This window comes from Protofrankia coriariae (assembly GCF_001017755.1).
Lineage (GTDB): Bacteria > Actinomycetota > Actinomycetes > Frankiales > Frankiaceae > Protofrankia > Protofrankia coriariae.
This window is the reverse complement of the sequence record NZ_JWIO01000006.1, coordinates 154620-166172: the sequence shown is the minus strand read 5'-3', so window position 1 is coordinate 166172 and position 11553 is coordinate 154620. Positions and strand designations below refer to the sequence as shown.

General features: G+C 69.7%; 8 protein-coding genes and 1 pseudogene. 3 read left to right on the top strand and 6 right to left on the bottom strand.

Annotated features, from left to right (window positions below):
• The 4 genes from topA to FrCorBMG51_RS06065 form a co-directional block, all read right to left on the bottom strand.
• Window positions 1-2631 (bottom strand): type I DNA topoisomerase (topA, locus tag FrCorBMG51_RS06080; RefSeq protein WP_235433356.1); only part of this gene is annotated, 2631 nt, incomplete at its 3' end.
• A 706-nt stretch (window positions 2632-3337) separates the two neighbouring features.
• Window positions 3338-5713, bottom strand: a complete 2376-nt coding sequence (locus tag FrCorBMG51_RS06075) for a sodium-translocating pyrophosphatase (RefSeq protein ID WP_047222101.1) — start codon at window positions 5711-5713, stop codon at window positions 3338-3340.
• Window positions 5714-6352: 639 nt separating this feature from the next.
• Window positions 6353-7051, bottom strand: coding sequence for an ATP-binding protein (locus tag FrCorBMG51_RS32430; RefSeq protein ID WP_047222100.1), 699 nt, complete (start codon window positions 7049-7051; stop codon window positions 6353-6355).
• 170 nt (window positions 7052-7221) lie between these two features.
• Window positions 7222-7563, bottom strand: a complete 342-nt coding sequence (locus tag FrCorBMG51_RS06065; protein WP_013875449.1) for an STAS domain-containing protein — start codon at window positions 7561-7563, stop codon at window positions 7222-7224.
• Window positions 7564-7823: 260 nt separating this feature from the next.
• Between FrCorBMG51_RS06065 and FrCorBMG51_RS06060 the strand changes: the two genes are divergently transcribed.
• The 3 genes from FrCorBMG51_RS06060 to FrCorBMG51_RS32425 all read left to right on the top strand — a co-directional run bounded on the left by FrCorBMG51_RS06060 (window position 7824) and on the right by FrCorBMG51_RS32425 (window position 10735).
• Window positions 7824-10058 (top strand): DEAD/DEAH box helicase, encoded by a 2235-nt coding sequence (locus FrCorBMG51_RS06060; RefSeq protein ID WP_420848586.1) that lies wholly within the window; start codon window positions 7824-7826, stop codon window positions 10056-10058.
• A complete protein-coding gene (locus FrCorBMG51_RS30685; RefSeq protein ID WP_235433355.1) occupies window positions 10016-10522 on the top strand; it encodes a Zn-binding domain-containing protein in 507 nt (168 codons plus the stop codon). The genes FrCorBMG51_RS06060 and FrCorBMG51_RS30685 overlap by 43 nt, the downstream gene beginning before the upstream one ends.
• A gap of 90 nt (window positions 10523-10612) precedes the next feature.
• On the top strand, window positions 10613-10735 hold the full coding sequence (locus FrCorBMG51_RS32425) for a hypothetical protein (RefSeq protein WP_256386218.1): 123 nt from the start codon (window positions 10613-10615) through the stop codon (window positions 10733-10735).
• Here the strand turns inward: FrCorBMG51_RS32425 and FrCorBMG51_RS33575 are convergent.
• A pseudogene (locus tag FrCorBMG51_RS33575) lies at window positions 10703-11080 on the bottom strand (Rv3654c family TadE-like protein); the annotation flags it as partial. The gene FrCorBMG51_RS32425 and the pseudogene FrCorBMG51_RS33575 overlap by 33 nt on opposite strands.
• A 22-nt stretch (window positions 11081-11102) precedes the next feature.
• Window positions 11103-11540: a TadE family type IV pilus minor pilin gene (locus FrCorBMG51_RS06055; protein WP_052914380.1), complete on the bottom strand. Its 438-nt coding sequence runs from the start codon at window positions 11538-11540 to the stop codon at window positions 11103-11105.
• Window positions 11541-11553: the final 13 nt, after the last annotated feature.

Below are 11553 nucleotides of genomic sequence, written 5' to 3'. Positions count from 1 at the left end.
GGCCCGCCGACGGCCTCGCGTCTTGGGCTGCGCGATCAGCGCCAGCGCCTCGTCCAGCGTCACCGTGAACAGTCGCTCCTCCGACTCCAGCGAGCGGCTTTCCGAACCCTTCTTGACGTAGGGCCCGTACCGGCCGTTCTGGGCGGTCACCTCCTCCCCATCCTCGGCGACTCCCAGCGATCGGGGAAGGGTGAGCAGTTTGAGGGCGTCGGCGAGGGTGAGGGTCTCCGGTGTCATTGTGCCCAGCAGGCTCGCCCGGCGCGGCGGATCGTCGTCGGTCGACACGTACGGGCCGAAACGCCCCACCTTGAGGGCGATCGTCGCGCCGCTGTCCGGGTCGGTGCCCAGCGACCGTTCCTCGCTGGGCGCGCCGACCAGCGCCAGCGCCCTGTCCACGGTGAGCTCGTCGGGCGGCAGGTCCTCCGGGACGCTCGCCCGTTCGTCACCGTGCTGGACGTACGGGCCGTAGCGGCCGACCCGGATCACCACGGGCTGGTCGTCCGGCGCCGCCCCCAGCGGGATCGAGTTGACCTCGCGGGCGTCGATCTCGCCGAGCCGCTCGTTGACCAGGTGCTTGAGCCCGCCGGCGCGGGCGACCCCGCCCTCCTGGCCGGCGTCCGAGCCGAAGTAGAACCGGGTGAGCCAGTCGATCGACGCCGCCGTGCCTGCGGCGATGTCGTCCAGGTCGTCCTCCATCGACGCGGTGAACCGGTAGTCGACCAGCCGTCCGAAGTGCTCCTCGAGGAGACCGACCACGGCGAACGCGACAAAACTGGGGATCAGCGCGCTGCCCTTCTTCCACACGTACCCGCGGGCCTGGATCGTCCCGATGATCGACGCGTAGGTGGACGGGCGGCCGATGCCGAGTTCCTCCAGCGTCTTGACCAGGCTCGCCTCGGTGAAGCGCGGCGGCGGGTTGGTCGTGTGCCCGCGCGGGTTGAGCTCCCGGGTGGTCAGGGCGTCGCCTTCGCGGACGTCCGGCAGCCGTCGCTCCCGGTCGTCCAGTTCGGCGTCGGGATCGTCCGCGCCCTCGACGTAGGCACGCAGGAAACCGGGGAAGGTGATCACCTTTCCCGAGGCCGAGAACTCGGCGTCCTCCCCGGCGCTGGAGACGCCGCCGATCCGGATGGTCGCGGACGTGCCGCGGGCGTCGGCCATCTGGCTGGCGACCGTGCGCCGCCAGATCAGCTCGTACAGGCGGTAGCCGTCGGCGTCGGCCAGCGTCTCGCGTACCTCGCCCGGCGTGCGGAACTGCTCCCCGGCCGGGCGGATCGCCTCGTGCGCCTCCTGGGCGTTCTTGACCTTCTTCGTGTAGATGCGGGGGCGGTCGGGGACGTACTCGGCCCCGTAGAGGGCGCGGGCCTGCTCGCGGGCGGCTGCGAGCGCGGTCTCGGACAGGTTCGTCGAGTCCGTCCGCATATAGGTGATGTAGCCGTTCTCGTACAGCTTCTGCGCCACCTGCATCGTCCGCTGGCTGGAGAAGTGCAGCTTGCGGCTGGCCTCCTGCTGCAGGGTGGAGGTCATGAACGGCGCGTAGGGGGAGCGGCGGTACGGCTTGGTCTCCACCGAGCGGACCGCGAACGCGCTGTCGGCGAGCCGGCCGGCCAGGGCGTGCGCGGCATCCTCGTCGAGCCGGACGGCGTCGGCGGAGGTGAGCTGCCCCGAGGAGTCGAAGTCGCGTCCGGTGGCCAGCCGCCGGCCGTCGAGCGCGACCAGGTTCGCCGGCAGCGGTGTGGCGTCGGCCCGGCCGTCGCTGGCGTCCCGGCCGGCCAGCAGACCGAAGACGCCTTCGATGTTCCAGTACTCGGCCGAGGTGAAACGCATCCGGGCACGTTCGCGCTCCACCAGGATACGGGTCGCCACGCTCTGTACCCGGCCCGCCGACAGCTTCGGCATGACCTTCTTCCACAGCACGGGGCTGACCTCGTAGCCGTAGAGCCGGTCGAGGATGCGCCGGGTCTCCTGCGCGTCGACAAGGTGCTCGTCGATCTCACGGGTGTTGTCCACCGCCCGCCGGATCGCCTGCTCGGTGATCTCGTGGAAGACCATCCGCCTCACCGGCACCGTCGGCTTCAGCGTCTGCAGCAGATGCCAGGCGATGGCCTCGCCCTCGCGGTCCTCGTCTGTCGCCAGGTAGAGCTCGCTGGCTTCCTTCGCCAGCGCCTTGAGCTTGCTGACCTGGGACTTCTTGTCGGGAGTGACCACGTAGAGCGGCTTGAAGCCGTTGTCGACGTCCACTCCCAGACGGGCCCACGGCTTGCCCTTGTGGGCGTCGGGAACGTCGGCGGCGCTCTGCGGCAGATCCCGGATGTGTCCGATGCTGGACTCGACCCGCCAGCCGGAGCCGAGATACCCGGCAATGGTCTTCGCCTTGGCCGGCGACTCGACGATCACGAGTCGGACGCCGGTACCGCTCGCGGCCGGCGCTGACGTGCCGGTACGGCTACCACGGGTGGCGGCGCGCGCGGTACGCGTGGTGCGCCCGCGGGGCACGGCGCCGTTGCCGGCCGTGACGGCATCCGTATCGGGCCCGGCAGCGACGTCACCGGCTGTGGGCTCGACGACCGGCGTCGATGGCCCGGCGCTTGACCGGCGCGTCCCGCTGTTTGTCGACTTCGTGCGCGGGGGCACTTCTCTCCTCGTTGCAGGGGGCAGTTCGGTTTCGGCGTTGCGGCCTACGTGCGTTGCAGCCTGTATATGTTTGCAGCCCGTATATCCCGTATATGTTGCGCCCGGTGTGGGTTGTGGCGTGCGTGGCGGGTGGTGAACGGTGCGGATGGGCCGGCCGCCGGTGCGAGAACCTCCCCCCGGGACACCCGTCGCGGCGCGCCTCGGGCGGTGGTCCTCCTGCCGACAGTAGGTCGGCGCGTACCGGTGTGTCAGCTCCCGGTCCGCGATCCATCCGGTGTCCGCTCACGGACACCGGAGCAGACCGTACGCCGTGTCGCGCCCGCGGGCGCACCCACGCCCGGCCGGCCGGGGCCGGGAGAAGCGGCCGTGCGTCAGATCAGGCACTCTGCGTCACCAGCATCGTGTCAGCGTCGTCGTGCCACCGGCGTTGTGTCACCAGTGTCGTGTCACCAGCGTCATGTCACTGGCGTCGTGTCACTGGCAGCGCGTCTCCGACAGCACCATGACCGGCACGGACGTCATCGGCGGCCGGTGGCGTCGGCATGCCGACGCCGTCACCGTAGAGCGAAAGGGATCGCTGACGCTGTTTGTTCCTTCCGGCGCTCCTTCCGGGTCTCCTCGTGGGCGGCTCCGGCCCCGGGCAGCCGAGCCCGCCTGCCCGGGGCCGGACGGGTAGCGGCAGGGTGACCGGTCATCGGCAGCGCTGTCACACGCCGGCCTTCGTCCTGCCGGCCGGGCGCTGTTCGGCTACCGGAGGCGCGACGGTGAGCGCGGAGGCCCGCCGCCTGGAGTAGACGATCACGGCGATGATCGCCGCGACGGCCACAAGTGCTATCGCTATCCGTAGCGGTGTGTTTTCGTCGTCACCGACCGAGTACTTCACCACCGAAGGCGCGATCAAGAGGCTGACCAGGTTCATCACCTTGATCAAAGGGTTGATCGACGGCCCGGCGGTGTCCTTGAAGGGGTCACCGACGGTGTCCCCGATGACGGTCGCCGCATGTGTGTCCGACCCTTTGCCGCCGTAGTTGCCGTCCTCGACGAGTTTCTTCGCGTTGTCCCAGGCGCCACCGGAGTTGGCGAGGAAGACCGCCATGAGGACGCCGCCGGCGATCGCCCCGGCAAGGTAGGCACCCAGCGGCGGGTAGCCCAGCCCGAAACCGACCGCGATCGGAGCGAGAACCGCCAGCGTCCCCGGGGTGATCAGTTCCCGCAGTGAGTCACGGGTGCAGATGTCGACGACGGCGCCGTAGTCGGGTCGTTCCGTCCCATCCATGATGCCGGGCTTCGTCCGGAACTGGTTGCGTACCTCGAGCACGACCCGACCGGCGGCGCGACCGACCGCGTTGATCGCGAGCCCGGAGAACAGGAACACGACCGCCGCGCCGATGACCAGCCCGACCAGGGCGTCGGGATAGGCGATGTCGAGCGTGCGCGACGACGCCACGGTTCGGCCGGCGTCGACGAGCGCCTCGTTCACCGCGTCCGTGAACGACCCGAACAGGGCGGTGGCGGCCAGCACCGCGGTGGCGATCGCGATACCCTTCGTGATCGCCTTGGTGGTGTTCCCGACGGCGTCGAGGGAGGTGAGGATCGCGGCCCCGGTCTTGGCGCCGGTCGCTTCCGCACCGCCTGCCACGTCGGTCGTTCCGGTGTCGCCGGACATCTCGGCGATGCCCTGGGCGTTGTCGCTGACCGGCCCGAAAGTGTCCATCGAGACGATGACGCCGACCGTCGTCAGCAGACCGGTGCCGGCCAGCGCCACGGCGAACAGCGCGACGGTGACGCTCCCGGACCCGAGCAGGTACGCGCCGAAGACGGCCGCGCTGATGAGCAACGCCGAGTAGACAGCCGATTCCAGGCCGACCCCGATGCCGGAGAGGATGTTGGTTGCGGGGCCGGTGGTGGACGCTTTCACGATGTCCTGGACCGGCCTGCGGCTGGTCTCGGTGAAGTAGCCGGTGAGCAGCTGGATCGCCGCGGCCAGCACGATGCCGATCAGAACCGCGGTGATCGCGATGAACCGTGGGTCACCGCTCTGGGTACTGTCCGCCATCCCGGGGAATCCGGAGAAACTGCTGGGAAGGTAGACGAGCGAGACGATGACGACCCCGACGGCAGAGATCACCGCGGACAGGAAGAACCCCCGGTTGATCGCTGCCATGCCGTTGCGGTCACCGGTGCGCGGCGCGACCGAGAGAATACCGACAATCGCGGTGAGCACGCCGACGGCCGGGATCAGCAGCGGGAAGATCAGCCCGTTCTCGCCGAACGCCTTCACGCCGAGGATCAGCGCGGCCACCAGCGTCACGGCATAGGACTCGAACAGGTCCGCGGCCATCCCGGCGCAGTCTCCGACATTGTCCCCGACGTTGTCGGCGATGGTGGCCGCATTGCGCGGATCGTCCTCGGGAATACCCTGTTCGATCTTGCCGACGAGGTCGGCGCCGACGTCCGCGGCCTTGGTGAAGATGCCGCCGCCGACTCGCATGAACATCGCAAGCAGCGCAGCGCCGAACCCGAACCCCTCCAGGACCTGCGGGGCTGTGTCCCGGAAGGCGAGTACCACGACCGCCGCGCCGAGCAGGCCCAGGCCGACGGTGAACATTCCCACCACACCCCCGGTGCGGAAGGCGATCCGCATGGCGGCGCGTTCCCCGACCCGGATGGCCGCGGCTGCGGTCCGGGAGTTCGCCCGGGTGGCCAGCGACATGCCGACGAAGCCCACCAGCGCGGAGAAGACGGCTCCGAGGACGAAGAAGAGCGACCGGCCGACCCGGGAGGCGGTGGACTCCGCGGGCAGCAGCAGCAGAACGAACGGGATCACTAGCACGAAACCGGCCACCGTGGTGAACTGCCGGCGTAGGTAGGCTGCGGCTCCTTCCTGGACGGCGCGGGCGACCTCGACCATTCGTGGGCTTCCCTGGTCGGCCGCGAGCACCTCGCGGACCAGATAGCCGGCCACCACCAGCGCCAGCGCCGCCACGGCCGCCACCCCGGCGACCAACCCGATCTGACCTGCGCCAAGTTCGATGGCAGCGCCGCCGGGATTCGTACCCGCCGCGGCTTGGATCAGGACCATGGGCCCTCCCGGTCAGGTCTGTGCACCCTCCGCGTCCACCCCGTGCCGGTTGCGGGAGCCGGCGGGCGAGCACGGCCGGACATCGCATCTGACGACGTCGTCGAGGTTGCCGCTGCGGCGTGGGAGGACGCCAAGTCGGCGCGGGCCGGCGAAGCGGGTGCGACGCCGGCATGACTGCCGGCTGGGACGGATCCGGGCTACCGCCCGTCCCGCCGTCGCGCCATCGTGCGGCGACCAACGCGTTGGCCCGCGTTCTCCCGATTCTCCGTTCGGTACCACGGGGAGCACTCCAGACATCGCGCACGCGGTCTGATCGACCGAGTGATGCGGCAGTCTATCCACACGGCCGTAACATGCGCTCGTTCTTTCGTTGACAAGGTCCGGTAAAAATTGTGCTTTGAGGGATTTACCGTGGATGCTCGGTGTCCTTGTTCATCTCGATGGCCGGCTTTCGGCCCATTCCGTCCGTGTCGTCCTGTCCGGGCTGGCGTACAGGTGTCGACACATCGGTGTTGACGCGGCGGCTGACGTGTTCGGTACCGACGCGTCAGCGGCGACGTGCCGGCTGCGATGGCCCGCGTGCGGCCGCCGCCGGGCGACCGGGACGGCATCGGCGCCAGCGTGCTGGCTGCGTGCTGTCTAGAGAGCCATGACCGGTGCGGCTGGTTTCCCCTCCAACGGCTCCGTCGCCCAGCGCATCGTGACGATCATGCCGGTCCGGTCGGTCCGCGTGGTGATGGTGAAGTCGTCGACCAGGCCTTCGATCAGGGCGAGACCGAGTCCCGGGGCTGCCGGGGAGCACGGCTCCTCCTCGTCCGGCCGCCAGATGCCGTTTCCGGATGCGACCGGGCTGACAACCGTGGGCTCGGCGACGACCGGCTGGGCGGCCAGCGGCTGGGCAGCCAGTGGGTCGGCAACCATCGGCTCGGCTGCCGCCGGCCCGGCGACGGTGGGTGGGGAGAGGGAGAGGGAAGGGGAAGCCGCGTTGGTCAGCGTGTGACGACTGTCGGGTGATCCGGGCGTGTCGGCCCGCCCACGGCCGTTCAGGGGTGAGACGTCGCGTCTTGTGGGCGGAACATCGCGTTCCCGCGGCCCGCGGTCGGCCACCGACACCGTGAACGCACCATCGCCGTCACTGACCCGGACGATCACGGGAGCCTGTGGGTCGAACCGGCGGTTGACGCTGACGGCTCGGGCACATGCCTCGCCGACCGCAAGTTTGATCTCGTCAAGGATCTCCTCCGGCACGCCCGAACGCCGGCTGACCGCGGCTGCGATCATCCGGGCCGTTCGGACGTGTCCGGGAAGAGCCGCGAAGCGCAACTCGACGGTGGACATACGTCGATGACCTGTCTCTCGATGGAACTGACCATCCGGCGACCCATGGGCCTGAGCCTGTCGGATCCTCCGGATCGGCTTCCAGGCCCTCCGCGCCGATCCGGTGGGAACCTCGGATACGGCAGGAGCCCTGGGCGTGATCGAATCACGATCGCGCTGCCTTTGGTCCTTCAGTCCTTGGCTGCGAGTGCTTCTTCGACGGACGCGTGGATCGGGAAGACCTTCGTCAGACCGGTGATCCGGAAGATTTTCAGTATCCGTTCCTGGGTGCAGACTAGCCGCAGCGTCCCCTCGTGCGCCCGGACTCGCTTGAGGCCGCCGACAAGTACCCCGAGGCCGGTCGAGTCGAGGAACTCGACCCCTTCCATGTCGACGACGAGATGGTACGAACCGCCTGATACGAGATCGATCAGTTGTTCCCGCAGCTTCGGGGCGGTGTAGACGTCAATCTCGCCGCCTACGACGACGATCGTGAAGTCCCCTTCCGTGCGGGTAGTGAGGGACAGGTCCACAGGTCCTCCTTGCGTCTGCTTCACAGCCGTCCGGCCGGACGGCCGACATCACGGCGGCACTACCCTCCCACGCCCGGATCAATCCGGCTCGCCGCGACACAGCAGGCTACCCATGCGCCGCAGGGGTTCGTAGCCACGGCCCCGGTGGCGCCCGGTTCGTGCCTCGCCGGCCGCCGCACCCCGCGACCGCCCGTCGGAGGCGGGCGAATCCTGCGGGGACCAGGGCATCCGTCCGGCATCCTCGCCTACGCTGGGCCACCGTGGGCACAACCTCGGTCCGGGCCAGCGCACCAGAGCCGGGTGCGCCGGATCGTGGTGCGGCTGTTCTCGACCGGCTGCGGGCAGACGCCCGTCGTAGCTGTTGCATCACACATGTGCAGCGTGTCCCCGCCAGAGCCGGCAGCCGGGAGCCCTGGCCCGCCTGGGCGGATTCCGTACTCGTTTCCCGGCTGCGCGCCGCCGGTATCGACGCACCGTGGACACACCAGGCGCGTGCCGCCGAACATGCTCACGCCGGCCGCAGCGTGGTGCTCGCGACAGGCACGGCGTCGGGTAAGTCGCTGGGATACCTCATGCCGGTGCTCAGCGTCCTGCTGGCCGAACCGCCCGCTCGCGCGCTCTATCTCGCTCCCACCAAGGCACTGGCCAACGACCAGCTCCGCGCGGTTCGCGCGCTCACGCTGACAGGGGTGCGCGCCGCCACGTACGACGGCGACACGCCGGCGTACGAACGCGACTGGGTCCGTGCCCACGCCACGTTCGTGCTGACCAACCCCGACATGCTGCATCGGGGCATACTGCCTTCTCATCGGCGGTGGACCACCTTTCTCCGGGGCCTTCGGTACGTGGTGGTCGACGAGTGCCACGGTTATCGGGGTGTCTTTGGTTCCCACGTCGCGCACGTCCTGCGGAGGCTACGGCGGGTGTGCGCCCGGTACGGTTCGGCGCCGGTGTTCATCCTGGCCTCGGCAACGGTGTCGGAGCCGGCGAATGCCGCCGGCCGCCTGACCGGGCTCGACGTGCGGGCGGTCGAGGAGGACGCCTCCCCGAGAGGCGCGATGAGCTTCGCACTGTACGAACCACCCCTGTCGTATCCATGGCAGGCACATGCGTGGCAGACGTCCTCCTCGTTCGGCTCCTCGCCCGAACCATCGGTCCCGCCATCCGAACCATCGGCCCGGCCACCGTCGGCTCCGCCGTATCCCGGCCCGGCCGTTTCCAGGCCGCTCTCCGCCGGAGCGGCCGTATCCGACCCGTTCCCCGCCGATCCGACCACCTCTGACCCGGTTTCCGCCGACCTGGTTTCCGCCGGGCCTGCCGCCCGCGCGGAAACGGAGCCCACATCGCTCCAACCGGCGAAGTCCCAACCAGCGGAAACATCGACTGGATGGGCATCGGGGGCGCCCGTGGCCGTCGAGGCGCAGCCACCGGACCCCCCGGTTCACGGCCCTGGCGGCACACCGGTCCGTCGCTCGGCGACCGCCGAGGCAGCGGACCTGCTCGCGGATCTTGTGGCCGATGGCGTGCGCACGCTCGTGTTCGTGCGGTCGCGCAGGGGCGCGGAAGTGATCGCGCAGTCGGCGCGCAGGGCGTTGTCCGAGGTGTCGGCGGACCTCGTGGAGCGGGTTGCGGCCTACCGCGCGGGCTACCTGCCCGAAGAACGCCGGGCGTTGGAAGCGGACCTGAGGTCGGGGCGGCTGCTCGGCGTCGCCGCGACGAACGCGCTCGAACTGGGTGTCGACATCACCGGGCTGGACGTGACCGTGATCACCGGCTATCCGGGCACGCTGGCCTCGCTCTGGCAGCAGGCCGGCCGGGCCGGTCGAGACGGCGCGGGAGCTCTCGCCGTCATGGTCGCCCGGGACGATCCTCTCGACACGTATCTCGTGCATCATCCCGAGGCCGTGTTCGGCCGGCCGGTCGAGGCGACCGTGCTCGATCCCGACAATCCCTACGTGCTTGGCCCGCATCTGGAGTGCGCGGCCGCGGAACTGCCGCTGACCGAGGACGATCTCGATCTTTTCGGGCCGCTGGCTCGTCCCACGGTCGACGACCTGGTACGCCGCGGCCGGCTGAGGCGACGGCCCGCGGGCTGGTACTGGACGCACCGCCACCGCCCGGAGGTGGACATCCGCGGTGTCGGCGGACCGCCGGTACNGGCGGACCGCCGGTACGGATCGTCGAGGCGTCCACTGGCCGTCTGCTCGGCACGGTGGACGCCGCCACGTCGCACTCGACGGTGCACCGCGGCGCCGTCTACCTGCATCAGGGCGGCTCCTACCTGGTCCTCGAGTTCGATCTGGACGCGGCGGTCGCGCTCGTGGAGGCAGCCACACCGGACTGGACGACGGTGGCCCGGGAGGACACCGACATCCGGGTGGTGGAGTCGATCCGCTCCCGTATCGCCGGCGATGTCGAGCTCCACCTGGGAACGGTCGAAGTCAGCAGCCAGGTGGTGTCCTACCAGCGGCGTCAGACCGGCAGCGGACGAGTGATCGGTGATGAGGCGCTGGATCTTCCCGCGCGGCATCTGCGCACGCGGGCGGTCTGGTACACGGTGGCCGAGGGGCTGCTGGCCGAGGCGGAGATCGACGATGACGCCGTCCCCGGTGCCGTCCACGCGGCCGAGCACGCGGCGATCGGCATCCTCCCGTTGTTCGCGACCTGCGACCGGTGGGACATCGGGGGAGTGTCGACCGCGCTGCATCCGGACACCTCCCTCACCACGGTGTTCGTCTATGACGGCTATCCGGGCGGCGCGGGTTTCGCCGAGCGCGGCTTTCTGCGTGGCGGGCCGTGGCTGCGTGCGACCCGGGACGTGATAGCGGCCTGCGAGTGCGTGGCCGGCTGCCCGTCGTGCGTGCAGTCGCCGAAGTGCGGGAACGGCAACGAGCCCCTGGACAAGCCGGCCGCCCGCCGGCTGCTCGACGCCGTTCTGTGCCGGCTCGATCCGAGCTGATCGAACAGCCGGTGAGCGCATCGGCACCGTGGGGATGGCGGCCGCCGACGGGACCCACGATGCGCCTTCCGTACCGTGGCTTCCTTCGTCGTGGCTTCCCCCGCTGGAGACGCTGTTCGTCGGGCCGGCGCGGGCCCTGGCGACGAGCGGCCCGAGGGCGGCGAGCGCTCCCGGGAGTTCGACGGCCACCGCGACCTCGACGGTGTCCTCTGAGATCGTGCACGACAGGAGGCGGCCGTGGTTCGCAAGCCCGATGGCGCGCGCCCGCCCGCACATGACGGCCGGATCGCCAGAGGAATCACCCGCGGCCGCGAGCGCCGCCATGTCTGCCGCGCCCGCGGCCCGCCCGCGGCAGACAGCGGTTGCCGAGACCGCCAGAACAACGCCGGTGAACGTCCCCAGAACCAGAAACGTGGAAAGTGTGAGTATGGTGGCCGAACCTGCGTCCGTAATACCGGAGGCGTGCTGTGCGTCTATGCTGCCAGACAGCCGAAGAGTGCTTCCGGAGGGCTTGTTGGCTTGGTGTGAAAATATTTTCTGCAACCATTTGTGACGCATATTCAAAATTTCTTTTCTGTGTTCACTGACTGCTGGTTGTGAAGTCCTGTGTGATGTTTTCCGCTGCCTCCGCGGGTGCGGTGGAGGACATGGTGATCTCGATCGGAGGAGCAAGTCCTGCCAGTACCCCGGTGGCCCGGGCCTGAAATCTGACCTGGACGATGACGGAATCCATGGCATGGCTGACGGAAATCGTGGAGCCCTGGGGAGCAGCCCGCCCGGCCCAGGTGCGGACCATTTCGTCGGTTTCTCCGCGGGCGGCGGCCCGGGCGCCGATGCGCGCCGCTTCCGCACACCGCGCCTGCACCGACACGGCGCTGACGACCCAGATCGCGATCAGCAGGACAAGGATCAGGGACGGTATCGCGACCGCCAGTTCGGCTGTTGCCTGGCCGCCGTCGGAGGTTCTTCGCCCTCGGTCGCGGCTCGTGCCACGACCGAGGATCCGCAGGCCACACACTGGCTCGGCCCGC

Bases quoted from the DNA above. Each gene is read 5' to 3' on its own strand.
- FrCorBMG51_RS32430 (WP_047222100.1), bottom strand. From the start codon at position 7,051: ATGTCCACCGTCGAGTTGCGCTTCGCGGCTCTTCCCGGACACGTCCGA.
- FrCorBMG51_RS06075 (WP_047222101.1), bottom strand. From the start codon at position 5,713: ATGGTCCTGATCCAAGCCGCGGCGGGTACGAATCCCGGCGGCGCTGCC.